This window comes from Sporichthya polymorpha DSM 43042, assembly GCF_000384115.1.
In the GTDB taxonomy this organism is placed as follows: Bacteria; Actinomycetota; Actinomycetes; order Sporichthyales; family Sporichthyaceae; genus Sporichthya; species Sporichthya polymorpha.
On sequence record NZ_KB913029.1, the window covers coordinates 1,765,631 to 1,791,487 of the forward strand.

A 25,857-nucleotide genomic window follows, 5' to 3' on the forward strand; every position below is an offset into this window, starting at 1 on the left:
CGAACCGGGCTCCGGAACAGCGATGGTCCCCCGCGGAGAGTGCGAGGGACCATCAGCTGACGGTGGAACCGGTTCGGCGCGTGGACTTACTTGATGACCGTCACCGACGAGAAGTCGTAGGTGCCGAACACCGTGACCTTCACGTTGGTGACCTTGTTCGAGTGACCGTGGATGGCAGCGCCGTACCAGAGCGGGATGGCGGGCATGTCCGCGGCCAGCAGGGCCTCGGCCTGCTGGTAGAGCGCGTAGCCCTCCTCCTCGCTCTCCGCCGCCGCGGCGTCGTTCAGCAGCTTGTCGAACTCCTTGTTCGAGTAGTTGCCGTCGTTCGACGAGGCGCCGGTCTTGTAGATGGGCTCAAGGAAGTTCTCGATCGACGGGTAGTCCATCTGCCACCCGGTCCGGAACATGCCCTTCTGCTCCTTGGCCTCGATCGCGGAGCGGAAGCTGGCGAAGTCGACCGAGCCCTTGGCGATGCATTCGACGCCGAGGACGTCGCGGATGCTGTTGCAGACCGCCTCGGTCCAGACCTCGTGGTTCCCGCCGCCGTTGTAGGAGAGCGTCATCGTGCCGGTGTAGCCCCCGGCCTCCTCGAAGAGCTGCTTCGCCCGGTCGGGGTCGAAGGTGCAGAACTCGCCGCAGGCGCCGGCCTTGAAGCCGTTGACGACCGGGGAGACCCAGCCGGTGGCCGGCTCGCGCTCCGGGAACGCGAGCTTGATGACCTGCTCCCGGTCGATCGCCATGGAGATCGCCTGGCGGAGCTTCGGGTTCTCGTACGACGGGTCGGTCTTCGTCGGCGGGAACGTGATCGACTGGAACACGCCCTCCGCCCGGGTCGCGAAGCGCCCGGCGAGGTCCCGCGCGTAGAGCCGGTCGAGCTGCTTGCTCGTCGGGATGATGTTCGTGATGTCCAGCTGGTTCGCCTGCACGTCCGCGTAGGCGGCGTCCTCGCTGGTGTAGATCCGGTAGATGACCTTGTCGATGTGCGGCTTGCGCGCCCGGTCGTAGTTCGGGTCCTTCTCGAGGACGATCTCGCGGTCCGGGTTGAACGTGACCAGCTTGAACGGACCGGCGCCGATGGGCTTCTTGCCGAAGGCCTTGCCCTTGTCCTTGAAGAAGGAGTCGGGCAGCGGCGAGAACGCGGTGTAGCCGAGGCGGATCGGGAAGGTCGAGTTACGCCGCGCCAGCGTGATGGTGAAGGTCGTGTCGTTGACCTTCTTCAGGCCCGAGAGCTCTTCGGCCTCGGGCTCCGGCGGGTCCTTCGGGCCGTCGCCGTCCGGGTCCTCCGGGTTCACGTCCTCGAAGCCCTGGATCTGGGAGAAGAAGGACGCGTTCTGCTGCGCGTTCTTCGCGTACGCGGCGAAGTTCCACGCGTCGATGAAGCTGTCGGCGTCGACCTCGGTGCCGTCGTGGAACTTGACGCCCTTGAGGAGCTTGACCGTGAAGGTCTTGCTGTCCTTGGTCTCGATCGACTCGGCCAGGTCGTTCTCGAGAGCGCCGGTCTCCGGGTGGTACCGGACCAGCTTCGCGGTGACGTTGTCGAGCACGTCGCCACCGCAGACCTCGGCGGTGTCGGCCGGCAGCAGGGGGCGCTCGGGCTTGCAGCCGTGGACGCTGACCTCGCCGCCCTCGGTGATCGGGCCGGTCAGGTTGCCCTGAGCGTCCGAACCGGCGCTGCTGTCGTCGTCTCCGCCACAGCCGGCCGCCAGGAGCATCCCCGCGGCGGCCAGCGCCACCACTTTGTGTCCGCGCTTCAGGGCTCTCATCCGGTCGCTCCTCCTAGCAGGCTGTCCAAGCAGGGTGGTTACGCAGGGTGGTGCTCTCAGAGCATTCCTACATCCGCCGAGGTCACTCGGCATAGGTGACTCGCACCGTAGGCAGGGTTAAGTGCCCAACGGCAGGGCCTGTTACCGGTTCGGAATGCGTTTCGGGTGTTGCGCCGGGACGGAACGCCCTATTGGAGCGGATTGTCCGTTCCGCTGCGTTACTGCGGCGTTCCGGTTCCGTTCCCGGACTCCGGTCGGGCCGCCCACCAGGCGTGGAGTTCGGCGCGGGCCTCGTCGTCGGTCATCGGACCGCGGTCCATGCGGAGCTCGAGGAGGTGCTGGTACGCCTCGCCGACCAGCGGGCCGGGCCGGATCCCGAGCTCGGCCATGATCGCGTTGCCGTCGAGGGCGGGACGGATCGCGGCCAGCTCCTCCTGCTCGGCGAGCGCGGCGATGCGCTCCTCGAGGGAGTCGTAGGAGCGGGCGAGGGCGGCGGCCTTGCGCTTGTTGCGCGTGGTGCAGTCGGCACGCGTCAGCTTGTGGAGCCGCGGGAGCAGGTGCCCGGCGTCGCGCACGTACCGGCGGACCGCGGAGTCGGTCCACTCCCCGGTGCCGTAACCGTGGAAGCGCAGGTGCAGCTCGACGAGCCGGGAGACGTCCTCGGTCGTGGCCTTGTCGAACCGGAGCGCCTTCATCCGCGCCGCGGTCAGCTTTTTCCCGACCACCTCGTGGTGGTGGAAGCTGACGCGGCCGCCCGGCTCGTTCCGCCGGGTCTTCGGCTTGCCGACGTCGTGCATGAGCGCGGCGAAGCGGAGCGTGAAGTCCGGCCCGTCGTCCTCGAGGTCGATGGCCTGCTCGAGCACGGTCAGCGTGTGCTCGTAGACGTCCTTGTGGCGGTGGTGCTCGTCGATCTCCAGGCGCATCCTGGGCACCTCGGGCAGGACCCGTTCCGCGAGACCGGTCTCGACCAGGATCTCGAGCCCGCGCCGCGGGAACCGCGCGCACACGAGCTTGACCAGCTCGTCGCGCACCCGCTCCGCGGAGACGATCTCGATCCGGTCGGCCATCGCCGTCATGGCCTCGTGCACCTCGGGGGCGATGCCGACGCCGAGCTGCGCGGCGAACCGGGCGGCGCGCATCATCCGCAGCGGGTCGTCGGAGAAGGACTCCTCCGGGCTGCGGGGCGTGCGCAGGATGCCGGCCGCGAGATCGACCAGCCCGTTGTGCGGGTCGACGAAGCGGATGTCCGGCAGCTCGACCGCCATCGCGTTGACGGTGAAGTCCCGCCGGACCAGGTCCTCGGCGAGGCTGGTGCCGTACTGCACCTCGGGCTTGCGGGAGGACCGGTCGTAGGCGTCGGTCCGCCAGGTGGTGATCTCGAGCTGGAAGGCCGCACGCCGGGCGCCGATCGTGCCGAAGGCGGCGCCGACGTCCCAGATCGCCTCGGCCCAGCCGCGCAGGATCTCGGCCGTCTGCTCGGGGCGGGCGGAGGTCGTGAAGTCGAGGTCGGCGCCGAGCCGGCCGAGCAGCGCGTCGCGGACCGAGCCGCCGACGAGCGCGATTTGCTCCCCGGCCGCGACGAAACGCTCCGCGAGCTCGACGGCCACCGGCGCGGCCTTGAGCAGCTCGGTCACCGCACGCCGCTGCGCCGCCGACAGGGCCGCCGGGTTCGGGGTCGGCGAGGGGGTCGACGGGGCGGAAGTGGGGCGTCCGGACACGAGGGGCCAGCCTAGGTGACGGGGTCCGACGCCACGACGATCGGCCAAAAGGGGACCAAATCCCGACATCGGACTGCGACGCAGGTCACCCTGTGATCATCCGACACCCCTGGAGCGTCCCGATGTCGCTGGTCAGTCCTTCCGCCGGTCTACTCGCCGCCTCTCTCGTCGCGGCCGGCGTCGCCCTGCCGCTCGCCGCCGCCGCACCCGCGTCCGCCGCCTGCCTGGCCGGGACCGTGTACCAGATCACCGAGCACCAGCGCACCCACCTCAAGGTGGGCGGCACGACGATCAAGTTCAACAAGCCCGGTACCCACACCGTGGAGATCACCAAGAAGGGTCTGCTGACCGCGAAGTACGGCACGGGCGACGTCGACGACCAGCTCGGCATCAAGAAGGCCGTCCAGGCCAAGTGGCCCAAGGTCAAGAACGCCGTGCACGTCACCAAGGGTCACAAGAAGACCTTCAAGACGGGCTCGGACGAGCGGGTCACCGTGAGCTACGCCAGCTACGGCGACCAGGTCAAGTGGGCCAAGGTGGCGGTCAAGAGCAACTGCTCGACCACCGTCCTGGACTCCGGCACCGCGAAGTTCCCGCGACGCAACCTCGACTGGCTCTTCGCGATCGCCATCAGCTGACGCGCTGCCGGAGCTGACATCGCACCCGCCGGGCGTGGCCGGACACAGCCGCGCTCGGCGGAGCAACGGCCCACGCCCGGAGTGATCACCGGTCTAGCATCGAGGGATGCCGTCGCCCTCGCCGTCGCCGTCCAAGCGGTTACGGACCGTGTCGGAGGTCTCGGCCGGCGGCCTCGTCGTGGACCGCGCCGGGCCGGTGCCTCAGGGTGCCCTGATCGGGCGCCTCGACAAGCGCGGCCGCCTGCTCTGGTCCCTGCCGAAGGGCCACCTCGAGGCGGGCGAGACGGCGGAGGACGCCGCCGTCCGTGAGGTCGAGGAGGAGACCGGCATCCGGGGCTCCGTCCTGGCCAAACTGGGTGTGATCGACTTCTGGTTCGTCGCCGGCGGCGCCCGGATCCACAAGACCGTGCACCACTTCCTCCTCGAGGCGCAGTCCGGCGAACTGTCCGACGCCGACGTCGAGGTGGACGAGGTGGCCTGGGTCCCGCTGGAGGAGCTGCCGTCCCGGCTGGCCTACGACACCGAGCGCAAGCTGATGGCCAAGGTGCCCGAACAGCTGGCGATCGCGGCCGAGCAGACGCCGTGAGCGCGCGGTGGCGACGCGCCCCCGCCGTGGTCACCGCGATCGCTCTGCTGGTGGGAGGCGTGGCCCCGGCCCTGCTGGGCGGCGCGACGGCCGGGGCGAGCTCCGGCGTGGCCGACGTCCGGACCGCAGCCGCGAATCAGGACGGTCGCCTCGAGCTGACATCCATCTCCCCGGTCGCACCCCGGCCGGCCGGCCGCGTCACCGTGCGCGGCAACCTCGTCAACCCGGGCGGCGACGCGTTCTCCGACCTCTCGATCGGCCTCCGCGTCTCGACCGCGCCGCTGACCAGCCGCGGCGACCTCGCGGCGATCGCCGGCGGCTCCGACGAGCGGCGTTCGATGCGCACGGTGCCCGGCGCGACCCGGATCCCCGGCGAGGTGACCTCGGGCCGCGTCTCGCCCTGGCAGGTCTCGGTCCCCGCCCGGCAGCTCCGCCTGCCGGGCAACGGCGTCTACATCCTCGAGGTCCGCGCCAGCGGCCGGGTCGGCAACGGCGAGCTGCGCGAGCTCGCCACGCTGACGACGTTCCTGCCGTTCCTCCCGAACGCGGAGGGCTACTCCCCGACCAAGCTGACCTGGATCTGGCCGCTGGTCGGGACCCCGGCCCGCGACGCTCACGGCGTCTTCCTCCCCGGCACCTCGAACGCCGAGCTCCTGCCCGGCGGCCGCCTGGCGGACCTGGCGGTCGCGCCGGACCGGGTCCCGGTGACCTGGATGGTCGACCCGGAGCTGCTCGACAGCGCGGCGGCCCTGTCCGCCGAGCACGAGCGCCAGGAGGGCCGGGGCACCACGACGCAGGAGGGTGACCCGGCGGCGGGCCGCTGGCTCGCCGACCTCAGGACCCGCCTCGCGAACACCCCGGTCGCCGCGCTGCCCTACGCCGACCCCGACGTCGTCGCCCTGACCCGGCACGGCGACCCGGACGCGCTGGCGAAGGCCGTCGCCCGGTCCAAGGAGGTCACCGGTGCCCGGCTCGGCCGCGAGTCGGACACCACCGTCGCCTGGCCGGCGGACGGGTTCGCCGACGCCAGGACGCTGGGGGCCCTGCGCCGGGCGGGCGCCAAGACCGTGGTGCTCTCCAGCTCCGCGTTGATGCTCGCCACCGAGCGGACGTACACCCCGACCGGCCGCGCACGCATCGAGGCCGAGGACGGCTCACTCGAGGTTCTCGTCGCCGACCAGGGGCTGATCGAGACGCTCTCGGTCGACTTCGGGGTGCCGGGCGCCGCCGCGCTCGCCGCTCAGCGGTTCCTCGCCGAGACCGCCCTGATCACCCTCGAGCGCCCGAACGCCGCGCGCACGATCCTGGTCGCGCCCCCCCGCCGGTGGGCCCCGCCGGCCGGCTGGTCCGCCGGGCTCCTCGACGCCGTCGAGCGCACGCCGTGGGTCCGCACCGTCGGGCTCGCGTCGCTGTCCCGGACCCGGGTCCCGACCGAGTACGCCGGCGCGTCGCTGGTCTACCCGCCGTCCGCGACCGCGGCGGAGCTCGCGGCGGCCCAGGTGGCCCGGATGGAGCAGGCCGCGGACGCCGCCGACGGCCTGGTGCGCCTGTTCGCCCGGCCCGGTGGGCTCGAGACGACCTACACCGGCGCGCTGTTCAGCGCGGTGTCGACGGCCTGGCGCACCAACCGCTCGGGCGGCCGGGACTACGCCCTCGCCGTGAGCGACCGCATCTCCTCCGACATCGACCAGGTCCAGGTGATCGGCCGCGACCTGGTGACGCTCTCGAGCACGCGCGGCACGATCCCGCTGACGGTGTCGAACCAGCTCGACCAGGCGATCCGGGTCCGCCCGGTGCTCCGCCCCCGGGTCGGCAGCCGCCTGAGCGTCACCAACCCCGACCTGATCACGATCGGCGCGGGCCGCAAGCAGACCGTGCGCGTCCCGGCCGAGGCCTCCTCCAACGGCATCACCCAGGTCGACGTGCAGCTGCTCGACGCGGCCGGCAACCCGTTCGGGGACACCACCCAGTTGCGGGTCAACGTCACCAGCTTCGGCAAGGTGGGTCTGATCGTGCTGATCGCGGCGGGCAGCGTCCTGTTCGGGACGGCCATCCTGCGTAACGTCCGCCGGCTCCGGAGACCCGCCGCATGAGTTCAGCTCCGACCGATCCCCCCGGCCCCCCGGCCGAGCCGAGCATCACCCGCTCCAGCGCGGTGATGGCGGCCGGGACCGTGCTGTCCCGGATCACCGGCTTCGGGCGCGACGTCGTCCTGACCTGGGCCATCGGCACCACCGCGTTCTCGGTGACCTACAACGTCGCGAACACCGTGCCGAACATCGTCTACATCCTGCTCGCCGGTGGCGTGCTCAACGCCGTGTTCGTCCCCCAGCTGGTGAAGGCCATGCGGGAGGACCCAGACGGCGGCAAGGCGTTCGCCGACCGCCTGATCACGGCGATCGGGCTCGTCCTGCTCGTCATCACGGTCGCCGCGGTGATCGCCGCGCCGCTGGTGATCTCGGCGTACGCCTACGCCTTCACCCACGGCGAGGGGTCGGAGGCGAACTACGACGTCGCCGTCACCTTCGCCCGCTACCTGCTGCCGCAGATCTTCTTCTACGGCCTGCACGTGATGCTCGGGCAGGTGCTCAACGCCCGGGGCCGGTTCGGGCCGATGATGTTCGCCCCGATCCTGAACAACCTCGTCGTCATCGTCACCGGCGTGATGTTCCTGGTGATCACCGCCGGCGAGCACCCGAGCACCGAGACGATCAGCGACGGCGAGATGCGCCTGCTCGGCGTCGGCACCACGCTCGGCGTCATCGTGCAGGCCCTGGCCCTGCTCCCGTTCCTCAAGTCCTCGGGCTACCGGTACCGCCCCCGGTTCGACCTGCGCGGCACCGGCCTCGGCCAGGCCTACCGGCTCGCGACCTGGACGCTCCTGTTCGTCCTGGTCAACCAGATCGCCTACCTCGTCGTGGTCCAGATCGCGACCGGGATCGAGGAGACGGCCGCCGCGGACGGGTACCCCGGCCGCGGTTTCACGCCGTACACGAAGGCGTACCTGATCATGCTGCTCCCGCACGCCGTGATCACGGTGTCGGTCGTGACGGCGCTGCTGCCCCGGATGGCCCGGGCGGTGACCGACGACCGGCTCGACGACGTCCGCACCGACCTGGCCGGCGGGATGAAGCTGACCGGTGCCGCGCTGATCCCGGCCGCGATCGCGTTCGTGGTGCTCGGCCCGAGCATGGCAGTCCTCGGCTTCGGCCACGGCAACACCTCGGTCGCCAACGCGGAGTACATCGGCTACGTCCTCGCCGGGTTCGCGGTGGCGCTGGTCCCCTTCTCGGTGCACCACCAGCTGCTGCGGGGGTTCTACGCGTTCTCCGACACCCGCACCCCGGTGAGCATCAACGTCTGGATCGCCGGGACGAACATCGCCCTCGCCCTCGCCTGCGTCGCGTTGCTGCCGGCCCGGTGGGTGGCGGTCGGGCTCGCGCTCAGCTACGCCGCGTCCTACGCGGTCGGCGTCCAGATCTCCGCCCGCAAGCTCGGGCGCTACCTCGGCCCGCTCGACGGCGGGGTGGTCCGGACCTACGAGCGGATGGCGCTGGCCGCGGTCCTGGCGGCGATCCCCGCGGTGGCCGTCGCCGAGATCGCCGACCAGATCTGGGGCACCGGCACCACCGCGGCCGCCGTCACCGTGATCGGCGGCGGCGGCGCGATGCTCGTCGCCTACCTGGCGATCACGATGCGCATGCGGATCACCGAGGTGACCCAGCTGCTGGGCCCGGTGCTCCGGCGCTGATCCGGCGCGGCTGACTTGTCCCCGGCTGGCGCGGTTCGGCTCCGGCCGCTCCGGCGAACGCCTAGCATGGCCGCGAGGGGCTGTTCGGGAACCCGGCGGGAACTGACGGCCGCTGCCGACCTTGGCACGCCCGGTCAGGAGGACGGTGAGGTGGTCTCAGCCACCCCGGAGGTGGGAACACGCCTCGCCGACCGCTACCGCCTGCTGGAGTGCATCGAGAAGTCGGACGGTTTCTCCACCTGGCAGGCCACCGACGAGAAGCTGGCCCGGCCGGTCGGCATCCACATCCTCCCGAGCGACGCCGAGCTGACGCCCGCGGTGCTCGAGGCCGCCCAACTGGCCGCGACGGTCGACGACCCCCGCTTCCTCCGGGTGCTCGACGCGGTTCACCGGGAGCCGTACGCCTACGTCGTCCACGAGTGGTTGCCGGACGCGCACCCGCTCTCGACGGTGCTCGCCCACGGACCCCTCGACCCCGACGTCGCGCAGACGATGATCCGCGACGCGGCCGAGGCGCTGGCCGCCGCGCACGAGGCCGGCCTCGCCCACCTGCGCCTGCAGGCCGACACCGTCCTGGTCCTGCCGTCGGGGCACGTGAAGATCCTCGGCCTCTGCGTCGAGGCCGCCCTGCACTCCACGACCGCCGGCGACCCGGCCCGCTCGGACGCCCGAGGTCTGGGTCGCGTGCTCTACGCGGCGCTGACCGCGCGGTGGCCCGAGGGCGAGGCCTTCGGCCTGGCCGCGGCGCCCTTCGAGCACGGCGCGATCTGCACGCCGCGCCAGGTCCGCGCCGGCGTCCCGGACGCGATGGACGCGATCGTCGACCGGCTCTTGAACCCGACCCCCCGGGCCGGCACTCCGCTGCGCAGCCCCGGGGAACTGAGGGACACCCTCCACCAGTTGCCGCGGCCCCGACCGCCGGGCAGCGGGCCCTCGCCCGACACGACCGGCACCATGTCCGCCGTCGTCACCGGGATCCTCTCCCCGATGCCTACTCCGGACGGGTGGAAACCGTCCGCGGCGACCCGCGGGGCGCAGGTCGCGGTCATCGGGATGCTCGTCATCGGACTGGTCCTGCTCAGCTGGCAGCTCCTGCGCGCGCTGGCGCCGGAGAGCCTCGGGGGGCAGGCGAACACCCCGGAAGCGGCCGCACCGCTGGTCGCGATCCCGATCACCGCGACCCGCGACTTCGACCCGCCGCCCGGCAACGGATCCGAGAACCCGCGGCAGGCCCGGCTGGCCGTCGACGACCGGCCGCGCACCGCCTGGCGCACCGTCGCCTACAACACCCGGGCGTTCGGCGGACTCAAGCCGGGCGTCGGTCTGGTCCTCGACCTCGGCGACGCCAGGACCGTCCGCCAGGTGAAGCTGCGGCTGCCCGACGAGGGGGCCTCGATCGAGATCCGGGCCGCGGCGCTGACCGCGAACTCCGCGCCGTCGGCACTGTCCGCCTTCCGGGTCGCGGCGAGCACCGCGGCGGCCGCCCGGGAGGAGACGCTGCGCTTCGCCTCGGCCGTTCGCACCCGGTTCGTCCTGATCTGGATCACCCAGCTCCCGCCCGGTCCCGGCCCCACGTACAGGGGTGGGATCTCCGAGGTCTCGGTCAGCGGGTAAGACTGCTGGTGGGACCGCGGGTGGGAGCCCTCCTACGCGGCCCGAGTACGGCTCCGTTCCAGATGTCCCGAGCCCGGAGGTTTCGTTGAGTACCGTTAGCCCGACGTGACACTCCACCATCGGTGCTGACATCGGCAGGGGGCCCCGGGCTCGTGCACAACCTGACCGAGGTCCCTGACCGGCTCCTCCTGGAACGGCATCGCGAGGGCGACCCAGACGCCTTCGGCGAGATCGTCCGCCGGCATCGGGACCGCATGTGGGCTGTCGCACTGCGCACGCTGGGCGACCCCGAGGAGGCGGCCGACGCCGTTCAGGACGCCCTGGTCTCGGCGTACCGCGCGGCCGAGGGCTTCCGCGGGGACTCCGCGATCACCACCTGGCTGCACCGGATCGTGGTCAACGCCTGCCTCGACCGGGCGCGGCGCAAGAACATCCGCAAGACCGTTCCCCTGCCGGACCAGCAGGAGGACGAGGAGCGGGGCGGCCGGGACGTCGCCGTCGCGGAGGACCCGACCGACGGCGCGGACCTCTCGATGGACATCGCCGCCGCCCTCGACACGCTCCCGCCGGACCAGCGCGCCGCGCTGGTCCTGGTCGATCTGCAGGGCTACCCCGTCGACGAGGCCGGAAAGATTCTCGGCGTCCCGACCGGCACCGTGAAGAGCCGCTGTGCGCGTGGCCGCGCTCGGCTGGTACCCCTTCTCGCCCATCTGCGCCAGGGCGGTGACCCACCCGGAGGACATTCCGGCCGGGAGGGGAACGAGAACGGCCCCGGCAACGTCGAAGGTGAGGTCAAGAACAAAGTCGTGCCCTTGCACCGGGGCGCGGCGAAAAGTTCGGGGGGACCGCCAGGCCAGTCCGGGCCGGCGGAGGGAGCGGACCGGCGGACATGAATACGCATGAGCACCTGTCGATAGAGACCCTGGCGGATTACGCCGAGGGTCTCCTCGGCGACGCCGAATCCACGGCCGTCGCCGACCACCTCGCGAGCTGTGCCGACTGCACGGCGGAGGCCGATCTCCTGGTCTCGGTGAGCGCCATCCTTGCCGCCGACGACCCGGGGCCGATGCCCGAGCAGTACGCGGCCCGGATCGATGCCGCTCTCGCCGATCTGGCTGCCGCGGAGCCCGTGACTCCGAAGCGTGCCGGGACGACTCCACCGGGTAAGGGCACCGAGGGTGCTGCCGTCATCGATCTCGCCTCGCGCCGCCGCTTCGCCCCCGCGGCCCGCGTCACCTCCGTCGCCGCCAGCCTCGTCCTGCTGATCGGCGGCGTCGCCATCGGCATGCAGGCCCTGGACAACACCGACGCCGGCAACCCCGAGGACACGTTCGGAGCGCTCGAGGACATCAGCCCGAGCGCCGAGGCCACCAACTCCGCCCGGTACCTCGCCTACGCGCTCAGCGCGAAGGAGAAGCCGAAGGGCAAGAACGCCGAGCGCCGCAAGGACGGCTCGGTCGCGGACAAGCGCACCGGCGCGGTCTTCCTCAAGAGCGGCAAGGTCCTCTTCCCCGACGGCGTCGTCGTCGTGCCCAAGAAGAACGGCCAGACCGAGGTCCGCACCTACGACGTGCAGTCCGGCCGGTCGCGGTCGATCGCGACGTTCCGCGTCGACGAGCAGCCGGGCGATTCGCGTCCCACGGTGACCGCTCCGCCGCCGGAGAACACCCCGCAGGCGCCGGAGAACACCCCGCAGGCGACGCCCGAACCGACGCCCCAGGCCTCGGTGGCGAAGCCGTCCAACGGTCCGAACAAGATGTCGACGCTGGCGGAGCAGAGCGCCCAGAGCGACCCGTACGTCACCAACTCGGGCGACACGTACAACCCGGACAACTTCGCCGCCAAGGTGCAGGCTTTGCTGCGCGATGCCGGGTACACCGCCGAGAGCGCGCCCGCGGGCTCGACCTCGAACTCGACCGACCAGGGCCGCGCGTCGTCCAAGGCCGTCCGCTCCGACACCGACTCCAGCACGGGCGCCGTCCCCGCGCGGGGTCCGGCACCGACCGAGCTCCAGGCGAAGGTCAAGCGCTGCGCCACCCAGCTCAAGCTCGGCGAGGTGCTGGCCGGCGACGCCGGGGTCTGGCGGGGTCAGAACGCCACGATCATCGTCACGCGCAACGGCTCCGAGCCGAAGCAGGCGGTCGGTCACGTGGTCTACGGCGAGTGCACGAACGCTGCGCCGGCGACCGCGGCCGACGTGCAGTGGCAGATGCGGGTCGACTTCCCGTCCGCCCAGGCGGAGCCGGCTCCGACCTCGGACGGCAACTCGGGGTCGAACCAGGCGCCCACGAACTCGAACACCAACTCGAACACGAACACCGTCACGCCGTCGGTGAGGACGAGCAGCGCCCCGTCGGTGAACACGAGCACGGGAACCCCCGGGGTCAGCTCGTCCGTCGGCTCGTCGGTCGGCAATGCGCTGACGAACGGCCCGGCGACGTCCACGGAGCCGTGAGCCGGGGGCGGGAATCCCCCGCCCCTAGGATCGGTTGAAGGCGGTGGACCCCGAGATCTGGGGTCCACCCGCAAGACACCGATCTCGGCGAAAGGCCTGGCGTGACAGACGTGCGGAACGTGATCGTGATCGGCTCCGGGCCGGCCGGCTACACCGCGGCGATCTACGCGGCGCGCGCGGACCTCAAGCCGCTCGTGTTCGAAGGTGCCGTCACGATGGGCGGCGCGCTCATGAACACCACCGAGGTCGAGAACTTCCCCGGCTTCGCGGAGGGTGTGCAGGGCCCCGACCTGATGACGGCCATGCGCGCGCAGGCGGAGCGCTTCGGCGCCGAGCTCGTGCCGGACGACGTCGTGGCGGTCGACCTGACCGGCGAGATCAAGAAGGTCTCGACGGCGACGGGCGAGTACTCCGCGCGGACCGTGATCATCGCGACCGGCTCCAAGTACAAGGAGCTCGGCCTGGAGAACGAGAAGCGGCTGTCCGGGCACGGCGTCTCGTGGTGCGCCACCTGTGACGGATTCTTCTTCCGCGACCAGGACATCGCCGTCGTCGGCGGTGGCGACTCCGCGATGGAGGAGGCGACCTTCCTCGCGCGGTTCGCCCGCTCGGTGACGGTCATCCACCGCCGCAACGAACTACGGGCGTCGAAGATCATGCAGCAGCGCGCGCTCGACAACCCGAAGATCACGTTCCTGCTCGAGCACGAGCCGATCGACATCCTCGGCGAGAGCAAGCTCTCCGGCGTGGTCGTCCGCAACACCCGAACCGGCGAGGAGTCCAAGCTCGAGGTCACCGGCCTGTTCGTCGCGATCGGCCACGAGCCCCGCTCGGAGCTGTTCGGTGGCCAGGTCGACCTCGACGCCGAGGGCTACGTGCTCGTCCAGCACCCCACCGCGAAGACCAACCTTCCCGGCGTGTTCGCCTGCGGCGACGTCGTCGACCACATCTACCGCCAGGCGATCACCGCGGCCGGCACCGGCTGTGCCGCCGCGCTGGACGCCGAGCGCTTCCTCGCCGCCCTCGAGGGCAACGCCGGTCAGACCGGCGGGCTCGTGGAGGCCTGACCCGTCCGCACAACCCGCTGGAATTCCCGCGAACTTCCCGCCAATCCCGCCGGCCATCCGACCGGCAACCGAACAGGAGAACCCTGATGGGATCGATCGAAGCCGTCACCGACGACACCTTCGCGACTGACGTGCTCGCGTCCGAGGTACCCGTGCTCGTGGACTTCTGGGCACCGTGGTGCGGCCCCTGCCGCCAGGTCGCCCCGATTCTCGAGGAGATCGCGGCCGAGAACGCCGGCAAGATCCGCATCGTGAAGCTCAACGTCGACGAGAACCCGAAGACCGCGGCGAAGTACGGCGTCGTCTCGATCCCGACGATGAACGTCTACTCCGGCGGTGAGGTCGTCAAGCAGATCATCGGAGCGCGCCCGAAGCCGATGATCCTCAACGAGCTGGCGGCCTACGTCTGAGGCCGTTCGCGGTCTTTCACGCACGTCACAACGCCCCGGGTCGGCGCGCCCGGGGCGTTCGCCTGACCCGGGCCGCCACACTGGCTACGCTCGGACGCTGGTCCTGTTTCTGTCCTGAATCTCTGTGCGGCAGCCGCCGCCGACCGTGGTGCGGAGGAGGCGAGCGCCTTGGACAACTCGCGGCGTCACCCCGTGCTCCGGCTCGGGGACACCGGTCCCGCGGTGGCGGAGATCCGTCGCAAGCTCGTGATGCTGGGGCTCCTCCCCGACCCCGGTGAGGCCGTCCTCGACCCGGACGAGGCCGTCTTCGACGCGGCCTGCGACCGCGCGGTCCGGCACTTCCAGCAGCAGCGTGGGCTCAACGTGGACGGCCTCGTCGGCCGGGAGAGCGCGGAAGCCCTCGAAGAGGCCCGCTACCGGCTCGGGGACCGCGTCCTGTCCCACCAGGTCAGCCGGCTCCTCCGCGGCGACGACGTGGCCGCCCTGCAGCGCCGGCTGCTCGACATGGGCTTCAACTGCGGCCGCGTGGACGGCATCTTCGGTGCCGACACCGCGCAGGCCCTTCGCGAGCTGCAGCGCAGCCTCGGCGTGACCCCGGACGGCACCTGCGGTCCGGAGACCTTCCGGGCGCTGGACCGGCTCGCGCGCACGGTCACGGGCGGCCATCACCAGAACCTGCGCGAGGCCGAGGCGCTGGCCCGCTCCGGGCCCCGGCTCGGCGGCAAGGTCATCGTCATCGACCCCGGGCACGGCGGCCTCGACCACGGCAACGTGGCGAACGGCCTGACCGAGGCGAGCATCGTCGAGGACCTCGCCGCCCGCGTCGAGGGGCGCCTCACGGCCACCGGCGTCCAGGCGTACCTGACGCGCGCGATCAGCGCCCGCCACTCCCGGCGGACCAACGTCGACGACGAGTCGCGCGCGATGTTCGCCAACGAGGCCCGCGCGGACCTGTTCATCTCCCTGCACGTCGACTCGCACGCCAGTCCGCTGCCGAACGGCGTCGCCACGTACTACTTCGGGACCGACCGCTGGGGCCAGTCGAGCGCCACGGGTGAGCGGTTCGCCGAGCTCGTCCTGCGCGAGATCGTCGCTCGCACCGACCTGCTGAACTGCGGCACGCACGGCAAGACCTGGGACCTCCTGCGCCGCACCCGGATGCCGGCCGTGCGCCTCGACCTGGGTTATCTGACGAACCCGGGCGACGCCGCCCGCCTCGCCGACCCGTCGTTCCGCGACGTGGTCGCGGAGGCCATTCTCGTGGCCGTCCAGCGGCTCTACCTGCCCCCGGAGGACGACGCCCCGACCGGCGCGCTGCGGGTCGACAGCCTGTGGGCGGAGTCCGGCTCGCGCTCCTGATCCGGACGCGCGAAACCCTTGTGACACAGGGACACTGACGTGACGTCAGTGACTCTCTGCGGCTGTCACCGAGCCGCTTCTGACGGGGCGTCGGTCGCGGTCCCTGGTTGATCTGATGGCGCGTCAGACCGGTCGGAACGCCGGCTCCGGGGCCATGGATCCGAGGAGCCGCTCGAGGGCGACCTCGACGTCCTCCCGCCAACTCAGGGTGCTCTTGATCTCGAGCCGGAGCCGGGGGTAGCGGTGGTGCGGCCGGACGGTCTTGAAGCCGACGGCCAGGAGGTAGTCGGCGGGGACGAGGCAGCCGGGCTTGTCCCACTTCGCGTCGCCGAAGGCCTCGATCGCCTTGATGCCCCGGCGGACCAGGTCCTTGGCGACCCCCTGGATCAGCATCCGGCCCAGGCCCTGCCCGGAGAACTCGGGGAGCACGTGCGCGGTGGTGAGCAGGACGGCGTCGCCGCTGACCGGACTGGTGGGGAAGGCGACGGAGCGGGGGACGTACAGCGGCGGGGAGAAGACCGCGTAGCCGGCGGTCACACCGTCGACCTGGACGAGCTTGCCGCAGGAGCCCCACTCCAGGAGGGTCGCGGAGACCCAGGCCTCCTTCTCCAGTGCCGGGTCGCCCGCCTTCGCGGCACGTTCGGCCGCAACCGGGTCGAGCTCCCAGTACACGCAGCTCCGGCAGCGGACGGGCAGCTCGGCGAGGTTGTCGAGGGTGATGTTGACCAGACGGCGCGTCATCAACCGCTCACTCTCCGCGAAGCGACCCCAGCATCGTACCCGGGGACATCAGCCCCACAATGCGTTCGAGATCCTCGACCGAGGCGAACTCGACGACGATGCGGCCCTTGTTCTGCCCGAGCTGCACCTTCACGCGGGTGTCCCACCGGTCCCCCAGCGTGGCGGCGAGGTCGTCAAGCGCCGGGGCGGTGCGGCGGCCGGCGCGGACCTTGCGCGCCGGCTTGGGGCCCGCGTCCCCGAGCGAGATGAGCTCCTCGACGGTGCGGACCGAGAGACCTTCGGCGACGATCCGGTTGGCGAGGTGCTCCTGCGCCGCCGCGTCGTCCAGCGCGAGCAGGGCCCGGGCGTGCCCGGCCGACAGCACCCCGGCGGCGACGCGGCGCTGCACGGGCGGCGGCAGCTTGAGCAGCCGGAGCGTGTTGGAGATCTGCGGGCGGGACCGGCCGATCCGCGTCGCGAGCTCCTCGTGCGTGCACTCGAAGTCCTGGAGGAGCTGGTCGTACGCCGCCGCCTCTTCGAGCGGGTTCAGCGCGGCCCGGTGCAGGTTCTCCAGCAGGGCGTCGACGAGCATCTTCTCGTCGTCGGTCTCGCGCACGATCGCGGGGATCGTCTCGAATCCGGCTGCCTGGGAGGCGCGCCAGCGCCGCTCCCCCATGATGAGCTCGTACTTCTCGTCACCGAGGGGCCGCACGACGATCGGTTGGAGCAGGCCCACCTCCTTGAGGGAGTGGATGAGCTCGTTGAGCTGCTCCTCCTCGAAGACGTGCCGCGGCTGCTTCGGGTTCGGCGTGATCGCGTCGAGCGGGAGCTCCGCGAAGTAGGCGCCCGCGACCAGGTTGTCCGGCTCGCTGTCGATCCATCCGGCCGGTGTGCTCGGCGCGCTCGAGCTGGGCCCGGGGGACTCCGCCCCAGCTGTCGGCTCCGGGTCCGAGGGCTCGTCCGGCACGGTCGTCGCGGGCGCTGCAGGGGACGCCGACGGCGCCAAGACCACGGTGGGAACCGGGGCGGTGGGGGCGTCCGGCTCGGACTCGGTGGGGCGAGGGGCGGCCGGAGCGCTGGTGGGAATCAGGGCTCCGAGTCCGCGGCCCAGTCCCCGGCGGCGGTCAGTCACGGCGTGCGTCCTTCGGTCGAGCGGTGGGTTTCACGTGAAACACGCGTGGAGCGGGTGCGCGGTCAGACCGCCCCGGCGGCGGCTATCTCGCGGGCGGCTTCGAGATACGTCAGTGCGCCGGCCGAGCCCGGGTCGTACGTCATCACGGTCTGACCGTAGCTGGGGGCTTCGGAGATCCGGACCGAGCGGGGCACCGCGGTGCGGAGCACGATGTCCCCGAAGTGGGACCGCACCTCCTCCGCCACCTGCTGCGCGAGGCGGGTCCGGGAGTCGTACATCGTGAGCAGGATGGTCGAGACGTTCAGTTCAGGGTTCAGGTGGGCCTTGACCATGTCCACGTTGCGGAGCAACTGGCCGAGCCCCTCCAGCGCGTAGTACTCGCACTGGATCGGGATGAGCACCTCGCGGCTCGCAACGAGCGCATTGATGGTGAGGAGCCCGAGCGACGGCGGGCAGTCGATCAGGACGTAGTCGAGGTCCTCGGTGTAGGACTCGATCGCCTTGAGCAGCCGCGACTCCCGGGCCACCAGGGACACGAGCTCGATCTCCGCGCCGGCGAGGTCGATCGTGGCCGGCACACAGCTGAGCCCCGGCAGTCCCTCGACCTCCTGCACGCACTCCTTGATGCCGGCGCCGTCCACAAGGAGCTCGTAGGTGGACATCACGCCGGAGTGGTGCGGGACACCGAGCGCGGTGGACGCGTTGCCCTGGGGATCGAGGTCGATGACCAGGACCTTGAGCCCGTGCATCGCCAGCGCCGCGGCGAGATTGACGGTCGTCGTGGTCTTCCCGACGCCGCCCTTCTGGTTCGCGACGACCATGACCCGCCGCCGGGCCGGCTTCGGCATCCGGGGCAGCGCGCCGCCGCGGATGGCCGCTGCGGTGCGTGCCTCGCTGGCGATCGGCAGATCCTGGTCCAGGGGATCGCGGGCCGCCGGTGCGGGCGTCCCGTAGACCGGGTCGTGCGACTGCATACCCGCGTCCTTTCCTGAAGTGCTCGCTTGTGGGGCCGTTTCACGTGAAACAGCGAACCGGGGAGCCGGGCCCACCGGCCCGACGACATGTTTCACGTGAAACTCTTTGGCGCTGATCTCAAGTTCTCCGGTACTTGTCGAGCTGTGTCCCTTACCGCGTCTTCGTTTCACGTGAAACAACGGCATCGATGACAGTCGTCGGGTCCTCCGCCGGCCCGAGTGTCCGCACCTGGGGGTCAACCACCCCGAGCGCAGCGAGCCGGGGAAGCGCAGCGGCGAGTTCGTCCGCGGCGGACGAGCCCTTCAACACCAGCAGCCGGCCGCCGGGCCGCAGGAGCGGAACGGTCCAGCCGGCGAGCTTCTCCAGGGGAGCCACCGCGCGTGCGGTGACGACGTCGAACGTTCCGAACAGATTCCGGGCGGCCTCGGCCCGGTCCCGGCGCACGGTGACGTTCGCCAGCCCGAGCTCCGCCACCGCTTCCCGCAGGAAGGTGGTCCGCCGCTCCATGGGCTCGATCAGGGTGACGGGCACATCCGGCCGCAGCAACGAGACGACCAGCCCCGGCAGCCCGGCCCCGGAACCCACGTCGGCGAGGTGCTCCCCCGCCCGCAGCTCCGGACCGAGCCGGCCGCAGTTGAGCAGATGGCGCTCCCACAGACGGGGCACCTCCCGCGGGCCGATCAGCCCCCGCTCCACACCGGCCGTCGCCAGCAGGTGCGTGAAGGCCTCCGCCACGGCCAACCGCTCGCCGAAGAGCTCGCGCGCCGCCTCCGGGGGCGACGGCGCGAGCTGGGCGACCGGTGGCCCGGCGCTCACGCGGGATGAACCACCACACGCCGGTTGGGCTCCTCGCCCTCCGACTCACTGCGCAGACCCGCGTCGGCGATCGCGTCGTGCACGATCTTCCGCTCGAACGGGGTCATCGGGGCCAGCTTCACGGACTTGCCGCTGGCCTGAACCTCCTCGGCCGACTTCCGGCCGAGCGCGGTCAGCTCCTCGCGCCGGGCTGCACGGTAGCCGCCGACGTCGAGCATCAGCCGGCTCCGCTCCCCGGTCGCGCGCAGGACCGCGAGGCGCGTGAGCTCCTGCAGCGCCTCCAGCACCTGGCCGTCCTTGCCGACGAGCTGCTTGAGGTCGGCACCGACGATCGAGACCGCCGCGCGGTCCCCCTCGACGTCCATGTCGATGTCGCCGTCCAGGTCGGCGATGTCGAGCAGACCCTCCAGGTAGTCCGCCGCGATCTCGCCCTCCTGCTCGAGCTCGGCCAGGCGAGCCTTCGAGGGCTTGCGGGGACCGCGGCGCTTCGCGCCGTCCCCCTCGCCGTTCTCGGTGGCGGCGTCGTTCGGGCCGTCGGTGCTCTCGACGTCGTCGCGGTCGAGGTCGTCGACGGCGGGCTCTGCGGACTGACTCACCGCGTGGATCTCCTTCGTGGTCGGCGGGCGACCGGTCCGCACACGGGGCGCGGTCCGATCGACCTGGTGGTGCTAACGCTTCTTCGAACCGGCGCGCTTGCTCTTGGGCTGGCGCTGCGGTTGTTGCCGGACACCGGGCGTCCCGTTGGCGGCCGCCTTCTTCGCCGGCTGCGGACCGCGCGCCCGCACGGGCGCGGACGGGCCCGAGGGCGTCGATGACGGACCGTCAGAATCATCGGACGGGCTGGTCACAGCCTCGTCGGGGCGCTTCTTGCCCTTCTTCTCCTGCCGTTTGAGCATGGCGTCGTGCGCCTTGCTGCCGACGGCGGGCATGCGCCGGATGACGTACATCTGCTGGCCCATCGACCAGAAGTTCGAGACCAGCCAGTAGAGCAGGACGCCGACGGGGAAGTTGATCCCGAACACCGCGAACATGATCGGGAACAGGTACATCATGACCTTCTGCTGACGCATGAAGGGCGAAGCTTCCATCGCGCTGGCCGGCATGTTCTTCGTCATCAGCTGGCGCTGCGTGTAGAACTGCGACCCGCTCATCGCGAGGATCATGATGACCGTGACGATCTGAACGGTCAGGGAGTCGGCGCCCATGAACTTCTCGTCCAGGCCGGCGCCGAGGAACACCGCGTCCCGGGCACTGCGGACGTCCTCGAGGTCGAGCACGCCGATGGCCTGCTCCTTGGAGACCTTGTTCAGCACCTGGTAGAGCGCGAAGAAGATCGGCGCCTGCGCGAGGATCGGGAAGCAGCTGGCCAACGGGTTGGTGTTGTGCTCCTTGTAGAGCTTCATCAGCTCCTGGGAGGTCCGCTCCCGGTCACCCTTGTACCGCTGCTGGATCTTCTTGATCTCCGGCTGCAGCTGCTGCATCGCCCGCATCGACTTGATCTGCTTCACGAACAGCGGGATCAGCAGGATGCGGATCAGGACGACGAGGCACACGATCGCCAGGCACCACGACCAGCTCGGGCTCAGGCCGAGGCTGTCGAACCCGGTGTGGAACGTCAGAATGATCCACGAAACGGCGTCGTACAGCGGTTCGAAGATCTTCACCGGGTGACTCCCTGGACTGACTGTGAACTGCGAAATCTACGCGAACGCGGTTCGGGCACGAAGTCCAGCCCACCGGCGTTCCAGGGGTTGCACCGGACGATGCGACGGGCCGTCAACCAGCCACCACGCAACGTGCCGTGCGCGCGGAACGCCTCGTACCCGTAGTGCGAGCACGAGGGGTAGAACCGGCAGACCGGGCCGAGCCAGGCGCTGACCGTCCACTGGTAGAGCCGGATCAGGCCCATGAACAGGTATTTCATCGCCCGGACCTCATCGCCGCGACCGCAGCCGGGCCAAGCCGGCGTCGAGCTCGGCCCCGAGCTCCGCAGAGCTGGCGGCCGCGGCCGACGGGAGCGCCCGGATGACGAGGATCGAACCGGGCGAGAGGGCGTCCAGGCGGGGCCGGACCACCTCGCGCAGCCGGCGTTTGACGCGATTGCGCGTCACCGCGGGTCCCACCGTCTTCCCGACGACGAGCCCGACACGGGGCGGCAGCGGCAGGGCCCGCCCGGCCGGCGCCGCGGATTCCCGCAGGTGCAGGACCAGCGCGGAACGGCCGACGCGACGGCCACCGCGTACGGCGGCAGCGAAGTCCGGGGCGCGGCGCAGCCGGTTCCCGGCGGGGAGCATGGTCCGCGATCAGGCGGAAAGGCGCGCGCGGCCCTTGGCTCGGCGCGCGGTCAGGATCGCCCGGCCGGCGCGGGTCCGCATGCGCAGCCGGAAACCGTGCGTCTTGGCGCGACGGCGGTTGTTCGGCTGGAAGGTGCGCTTGCTCACGAGGACACTCCTGCTGGGTCTGGGGTCGCGACGGGCACCGGCGGGCGCGCGTAGTTCCACGCCACCGCGAGCGCGACCTGGACACGGTACGCACCCCCCTCGCGGACGGTCAAACCGGCCGGTGCGCACACTCGTCCCCAGGGTGTGGATCGGTCTGTGGACGAGGCTCGGCAGGCCTTGCACGAACCGACATAATCCACCAGATCCCCCCACAACCGGGGATCGATGTCGAACCGCTGAAGGGCGCTGACGTGACGGACCACGATCCGAACCTGACCCAGCTCTGGAACCGCGCCCTGCTCGACCCCACCCTCGCCGACCTGCCGCAGAATCACCGGGCCTTTCTGCGCCTGACCAGGCCGATCGCGCTGGTCGAGGGCACCGCGGTGCTCGCCGCGCCGACCGAGTTCGCCCGCGACATCATCGAGACCCGCATGCGGGAGCAGCTCACCGCGGCGCTGGCGCGCGAGTCCGGCCAGGACGTGCGCATCGCGGTGACCGTCGACGAGGGCGCGAACGTCGACGCCGCCCCCGGCACCGCCGACGACGAGGACTGGGACGAGGGCGGCGAGGGCGACCGCGTCGCCGGCGGTGACCTCAGCGACCCCCCGGGCGTCCGGCTGGCGGAGGTCAACACCGACACCGACGCCCGGCTGAATCCCAAGTACGTCTTCGAACGGTTCGTCACGGGCTCGAGCAACCGGTTCGCGCACGCCGCGGCGGTCGCTGCGGCCGAGGCGCCGGCCAAGGCCTACAACCCGCTGTTCATCTACGGCGACTCCGGCCTCGGCAAGACCCACCTGCTCCACGCCGTCGGGCACTACACCTCGGGGCTGTTCCGCGGACTGAGGGTCCGTTATGTCAGCTCGGAGGAGTTCACGAACGACTTCATCAACGCGATCCGTGACGGTCGGGCAGAAAGTTTCCGGGCCCGCTACCGCAACGTCGACGTCCTGCTCATCGACGACATCCAGTTCCTGGAGAACAAGGAGCAGACGCAGGAGGAGTTCTTCCACACGTTCAACACGCTCCACAACTCCTCGAAGCAGATCGTCATCACCTCCGACCGGCCGCCGAAGCAGCTGGTCACGCTGGAGGACCGCCTCCGCAACCGGTTCGAGTGGGGCCTGATCACCGACGTCCAGCCGCCCGAACTCGAGACCCGGATCGCGATCCTGCGGAAGAAGGCCGCGCAGGAGGGCCTGGACGCTCCCCCGGAGGTCCTGGAGTACATCGCCGGCAAGGTCTCGGCGAACATCCGCGAGCTCGAGGGCGCGCTCATCCGCGTCACCGCGTTCGCGAGCCTGAACAAGCAGGTCGTCGACCTCTCGCTCGCCGAGATCGTCCTCAAGGATCTGATTCCGGATCACACCGGCCCGGAGATCTCGCTCGCGACGATCATGGCCCAGACCGCGCAGTACTTCGGCATCTCGATCGACGACCTCTGTGGGCAGTCCCGTTCGCGCGTCCTCGTGACGGCCCGCCAGATCGCGATGTACCTGTGCCGCGAGCTCACCGAGATGTCCCTGCCGAAGATCGGCCAGGCCTTCGGCGGCCGCGACCACACCACGGTGATGCACGCCGAGCGCAAGATCCGCCAGCTCATGGCCGAGCGTCGCTCCGTCTACAGCCAGGTCACCGAGCTGACGAACCGGATCAAGCAGCAGACCCGCAACGCCTGAGCACCGGCGGGCGCCGTCCCCGGGCGGCTGTGCCGAGCCTGAGGGTCGCCTTTGTCACCAACCCACAGGTGTGTACAACCCTGTGGATGCTGAAAAGTGTCTAAGAGAGTGACCGTTCGGCGTTTGTCGACCGCTCGGTGTGGATGGCCGGTGAACGATCCGGGGACGAGGCTGTGCATCGAACGTGGGGACGAATCGCACGATTCCGGCTCGAGCGCTCGAACGGTTCGTTCGTGCACGGCCCGCCCACCGGCTGTTCACAGGGCCCGTGGACGCCGGCCCCTCGCTGACCTGGGCAGATGCGGCTGTCCACACAATCCACCGCTCCTAAGAAGAACGACTACTTCTCGATCTCCGGAGAATGGACACGACAAGCCTGGAACCGGGAGCATCTGGGGAGATCCTCGCCTGTCAGACTTGCGCGCTATGACGTACCGGCGGGCCGTCCGGTTCCAGCCTCGGGTCGCGAAGTCCGCGAGGTCTGACAACGGGGTTGTACCCGGGTTCGCCCGGACTAGTGGAGGCGGTGACCGGTGAAATTCCGGGTCGAACGTGACGTTCTGGCCGAGGCGGTCGCGTGGACCGCCCGGAGTCTTCCGGTCCGTCCGCCGGTGGCGGTCCTGGCCGGCCTGATGTTGTCGGCGGACGAGAACGGGCTGGCGTTGTCCGGCTTCGACTACGAGGTGTCCGCCCGGGCCGAGGTCTCGGCCGACATCTCCGCCGAGGGTCGGGCGCTCGTGTCCGGCCGGTTGCTGGCCGACATCTGCAAGAGCCTGCCCAACAAGCCGGTCGATCTCGCCGTCGAGGGCACGAAGGTCAACCTTGTCTGCGGCAGCGCGCGATTCAGCCTGCTGACGCTCCCGGTCGAGGACTACCCGACGCTGCCGGACATGCCGACCCGCTCCGGCACGGTGCCGGCCGACGTGTTCGCGCACGCGGTCGCCCAGGTCGCGGTCGCGGCCGGCCGGGACGACACGCTTCCGATCCTCACCGGCATCCGGATCGAGATCGAGGGCGACACGGTGACCCTCGCGGCCACCGACCGCTACCGCCTGGCGATCCGCGAGTTTGCGTGGAAGCCGGAGCAGCCCGGCACCTCCGCACAGGCGCTGGTCCCGGCCAAGACGCTGGCCGACACGGCCAAGTCGATGAACGGCGAGGTCGAACTCGCGCTCTCGGCCGGCGCCGCCGGTGAGGGTCTGGTCGGTCTGGCCAGCAGCGGTCGGCGCACCACGTCGCGCCTGCTCGAGGGGGATTTCCCCAAGTACCGGTCGCTGCTGCCGTCGGAGTCGCTCTCGTACGCGACCGTCGAGACCGCCCCGTTCCTCGAGGCCGTCCGTCGCGTGTCGCTGGTCGCCGAACGGAACACCCCGGTCCGCTTGTCGTTCGCCGCCGGCGAGCTGGTGCTCGAGGCGGGTTCGGGTGACGAGGCGTCGGCGTCCGAGGCGCTCGAGGCGCGCCTGGACGGGCCGGACATCGCGATCGCGTTCAACCCGACCTACCTGCTCGACGGTCTGGGCGCGCTCGACACCTCCCACGCCCGGCTCGCGTTCACCACCTCGACCAAGCCGGCCGTCATCACCGGCTCCACCGGCGACGGAGGCGCGGAGAGCAGCGAGTACCGTCACCTGCTCATGCCGGTCCGTCTCTCCGGGTAATTGCACGAGCGGACCGGGAGCCCCTCGGGGGCAGTGCGTACGGACGACGGACGGGACACAGGTACATGCAGATCGGGATGGTCGGGCTGGGCCGCATGGGCGGCAACATGTCCGAGCGGCTTCGCGCCGCCGGGCACGAGGTCGTGGGATTCGATCACGACGCGACCAAGTCCGACGTCGGGGACCTGAAGGCGCTGGTCGACGCGCTGGCCGCGCCCCGCGCGGTGTGGGTGATGGTCCCGCACGGCAGCCCGACGACCGCCACCGTCCACACGCTCGCCGAGCTGCTCTCCCCCGGCGACGTCGTGATCGACGGCGGCAACTCCCGCTGGACCGACGACCTCGAGCACGCGAACCACCTCGGCGACCGCGGCATCGGGTTCGTCGACGTGGGTGTCTCCGGCGGTGTGTGGGGCCGGACCAACGGCTACGCGCTGATGGTCGGCGGCGCCGACCCGGACGTCGAGCGGCTGATGCCGATCTTCGCCGCGCTCAAGCCCGAGGGCGAGTTCGGATTCGTCCACGCCGGCGGGGTCGGCGCGGGTCACTTCACGAAGATGGTCCACAACGGCATCGAGTACGGCCTGATGCAGGCCTACGCCGAGGGCTACGAGCTGCTCGCCGCGTCCGACGTCGTCACCGACGTCCCCGCGGTGATCAAGTCCTGGCGCAAGGGCACGGTCATCCAGTCCTGGCTGCTCGACCTGCTCGACCGGGCGCTCGAGGCGGACGACGACCTCTCCGAGCTGCGCGGCTACGCGCAGGACTCCGGCGAGGGCCGCTGGACCGTCGAGGCCGCGATCGACCACGCCGTCCCGCTGCCCGTGATCACCGCCGCGCTGTTCGCGCGGTTCGGGTCGCGGCAGGACGACTCCCCCGCGATGAAGGTGATCGCCGCGCTGCGCAACCAGTTCGGCGGCCACGCGGTCACCTCGGCCGCCGGCTCGGTCGAGAAGGGCGCCGACGCGCCCGGCGCGGACGTCACTCCGCCGGTCGGCTGAACGAATCGCCACGACGGCCGCCGGAATCGGACGTCCGACACTCCGCACCGGTCTCGCCCGGCCGGGCGCCG

At 71.0% G+C, this 25,857-nt stretch carries 24 protein-coding genes; 13 read left to right on the forward strand and 11 right to left on the reverse strand.

Annotated features, from left to right (window positions below; genetic code table 11):
- Positions 1–86: 86 nt before the first annotated feature.
- Complete coding sequence (locus SPOPO_RS0108685) at positions 87–1,763, reverse strand: peptide ABC transporter substrate-binding protein (RefSeq protein WP_028984626.1); 1,677 nt, start codon at positions 1,761–1,763, stop codon at positions 87–89.
- 218 nt (positions 1,764–1,981) lie between these two features.
- A complete protein-coding gene (locus tag SPOPO_RS0108690) occupies positions 1,982–3,481 on the reverse strand; it encodes a CCA tRNA nucleotidyltransferase (protein WP_051098324.1) in 1,500 nt (499 codons plus the stop codon).
- A gap of 92 nt (positions 3,482–3,573) precedes the next feature.
- Between SPOPO_RS0108690 and SPOPO_RS0108695 the strand changes: the two genes are divergently transcribed.
- The 10 genes from SPOPO_RS0108695 to SPOPO_RS0108740 all read left to right on the forward strand — a co-directional run bounded on the left by SPOPO_RS0108695 (position 3,574) and on the right by SPOPO_RS0108740 (position 15,361).
- Positions 3,574–4,119, forward strand: a complete 546-nt coding sequence (locus tag SPOPO_RS0108695) for a hypothetical protein (RefSeq protein ID WP_156869717.1) — start codon at positions 3,574–3,576, stop codon at positions 4,117–4,119.
- 106 nt (positions 4,120–4,225) lie between these two features.
- Positions 4,226–4,705, forward strand: a complete 480-nt coding sequence (locus SPOPO_RS0108700) for an NUDIX hydrolase (RefSeq protein WP_051098326.1) — start codon at positions 4,226–4,228, stop codon at positions 4,703–4,705.
- Positions 4,702–6,798, forward strand: coding sequence for a DUF6049 family protein (locus tag SPOPO_RS0108705; RefSeq protein ID WP_156869719.1), 2,097 nt, complete (start codon positions 4,702–4,704; stop codon positions 6,796–6,798). Before SPOPO_RS0108700 ends, SPOPO_RS0108705 begins: the two co-directional genes overlap by 4 nt.
- On the forward strand, positions 6,795–8,456 hold the full coding sequence (gene murJ, locus SPOPO_RS28525; RefSeq protein WP_051098328.1) for a murein biosynthesis integral membrane protein MurJ: 1,662 nt from the start codon (positions 6,795–6,797) through the stop codon (positions 8,454–8,456). The genes SPOPO_RS0108705 and murJ overlap by 4 nt, the downstream gene beginning before the upstream one ends.
- Before the next feature lie 150 nt (positions 8,457–8,606).
- Positions 8,607–10,070, forward strand: coding sequence for a protein kinase family protein (locus SPOPO_RS28530; RefSeq protein ID WP_019874401.1), 1,464 nt, complete (start codon positions 8,607–8,609; stop codon positions 10,068–10,070).
- 122 nt (positions 10,071–10,192) lie between these two features.
- Entirely contained in the window at positions 10,193–10,963 is a 771-nt protein-coding gene (gene sigM, locus SPOPO_RS28535) for an RNA polymerase sigma factor SigM (protein WP_245541701.1), read from the forward strand.
- Positions 10,960–12,525 (forward strand): cupin domain-containing protein, encoded by a 1,566-nt coding sequence (locus SPOPO_RS0108725; RefSeq protein ID WP_019874403.1) that lies wholly within the window; start codon positions 10,960–10,962, stop codon positions 12,523–12,525. The genes sigM and SPOPO_RS0108725 overlap by 4 nt, the downstream gene beginning before the upstream one ends.
- A gap of 101 nt (positions 12,526–12,626) precedes the next feature.
- Positions 12,627–13,592 (forward strand): thioredoxin-disulfide reductase, encoded by a 966-nt coding sequence (trxB, locus tag SPOPO_RS0108730; protein ID WP_028984627.1) that lies wholly within the window; start codon positions 12,627–12,629, stop codon positions 13,590–13,592.
- Between the two features lie 86 nt (positions 13,593–13,678).
- On the forward strand, positions 13,679–14,002 hold the full coding sequence (gene trxA, locus SPOPO_RS0108735; protein ID WP_019874405.1) for a thioredoxin: 324 nt from the start codon (positions 13,679–13,681) through the stop codon (positions 14,000–14,002).
- A gap of 168 nt (positions 14,003–14,170) precedes the next feature.
- Positions 14,171–15,361: an N-acetylmuramoyl-L-alanine amidase gene (locus tag SPOPO_RS0108740; protein WP_033384961.1), complete on the forward strand. Its 1,191-nt coding sequence runs from the start codon at positions 14,171–14,173 to the stop codon at positions 15,359–15,361.
- A gap of 123 nt (positions 15,362–15,484) precedes the next feature.
- Here SPOPO_RS0108740 and SPOPO_RS0108745 read toward each other — a convergent pair whose 3' ends face one another.
- The 9 genes from SPOPO_RS0108745 to rpmH all read right to left on the reverse strand — a co-directional run bounded on the left by SPOPO_RS0108745 (position 15,485) and on the right by rpmH (position 21,445).
- A complete protein-coding gene (locus SPOPO_RS0108745; RefSeq protein ID WP_019874407.1) occupies positions 15,485–16,102 on the reverse strand; it encodes a GNAT family N-acetyltransferase in 618 nt (205 codons plus the stop codon).
- A gap of 7 nt (positions 16,103–16,109) precedes the next feature.
- A complete protein-coding gene (locus tag SPOPO_RS0108750; RefSeq protein ID WP_084670942.1) occupies positions 16,110–17,213 on the reverse strand; it encodes a ParB/RepB/Spo0J family partition protein in 1,104 nt (367 codons plus the stop codon).
- 62 nt (positions 17,214–17,275) lie between these two features.
- Positions 17,276–18,187: an AAA family ATPase gene (locus SPOPO_RS0108755; RefSeq protein ID WP_019874409.1), complete on the reverse strand. Its 912-nt coding sequence runs from the start codon at positions 18,185–18,187 to the stop codon at positions 17,276–17,278.
- 151 nt (positions 18,188–18,338) lie between these two features.
- Positions 18,339–19,004: a 16S rRNA (guanine(527)-N(7))-methyltransferase RsmG gene (rsmG, locus tag SPOPO_RS0108760; RefSeq protein WP_019874410.1), complete on the reverse strand. Its 666-nt coding sequence runs from the start codon at positions 19,002–19,004 to the stop codon at positions 18,339–18,341.
- Entirely contained in the window at positions 19,001–19,456 is a 456-nt protein-coding gene (locus SPOPO_RS35590; protein ID WP_051098530.1) for a R3H domain-containing nucleic acid-binding protein, read from the reverse strand. The genes rsmG and SPOPO_RS35590 overlap by 4 nt, the downstream gene beginning before the upstream one ends.
- Before the next feature lie 216 nt (positions 19,457–19,672).
- A complete protein-coding gene (gene yidC / locus SPOPO_RS0108770; RefSeq protein WP_019874412.1) occupies positions 19,673–20,668 on the reverse strand; it encodes a membrane protein insertase YidC in 996 nt (331 codons plus the stop codon).
- The gene (gene yidD / locus SPOPO_RS0108775; protein ID WP_019874413.1) at positions 20,665–20,928 is read right to left on the reverse strand and encodes a membrane protein insertion efficiency factor YidD; all 264 of its coding nucleotides are present in this window, start codon (positions 20,926–20,928) and stop codon (positions 20,665–20,667) included. The genes yidC and yidD overlap by 4 nt, the downstream gene beginning before the upstream one ends.
- Positions 20,929–20,938: 10 nt before the next feature.
- Positions 20,939–21,298, reverse strand: a complete 360-nt coding sequence (gene rnpA, locus SPOPO_RS0108780) for a ribonuclease P protein component (RefSeq protein ID WP_019874414.1) — start codon at positions 21,296–21,298, stop codon at positions 20,939–20,941.
- A 9-nt stretch (positions 21,299–21,307) separates the two neighbouring features.
- Positions 21,308–21,445, reverse strand: coding sequence for a 50S ribosomal protein L34 (gene rpmH, locus SPOPO_RS0108785; protein WP_019874415.1), 138 nt, complete (start codon positions 21,443–21,445; stop codon positions 21,308–21,310).
- Between the two features lie 251 nt (positions 21,446–21,696).
- Between rpmH and dnaA the strand changes: the two genes are divergently transcribed.
- From dnaA to gnd, 3 genes are all read left to right on the forward strand, one after another.
- Positions 21,697–23,127 carry a chromosomal replication initiator protein DnaA gene (gene dnaA / locus SPOPO_RS0108790; RefSeq protein WP_019874416.1) on the forward strand — a complete coding sequence of 477 codons (1,431 nt, stop codon included), beginning with the start codon at positions 21,697–21,699 and terminating at the stop codon, positions 23,125–23,127.
- Between the two features lie 533 nt (positions 23,128–23,660).
- Positions 23,661–24,785, forward strand: coding sequence for a DNA polymerase III subunit beta (gene dnaN / locus SPOPO_RS0108795; RefSeq protein WP_019874417.1), 1,125 nt, complete (start codon positions 23,661–23,663; stop codon positions 24,783–24,785).
- Positions 24,786–24,850: 65 nt separating this feature from the next.
- The gene (gene gnd, locus SPOPO_RS0108800; protein ID WP_019874418.1) at positions 24,851–25,786 is read left to right on the forward strand and encodes a phosphogluconate dehydrogenase (NAD(+)-dependent, decarboxylating); all 936 of its coding nucleotides are present in this window, start codon (positions 24,851–24,853) and stop codon (positions 25,784–25,786) included.
- Positions 25,787–25,857: the final 71 nt, after the last annotated feature.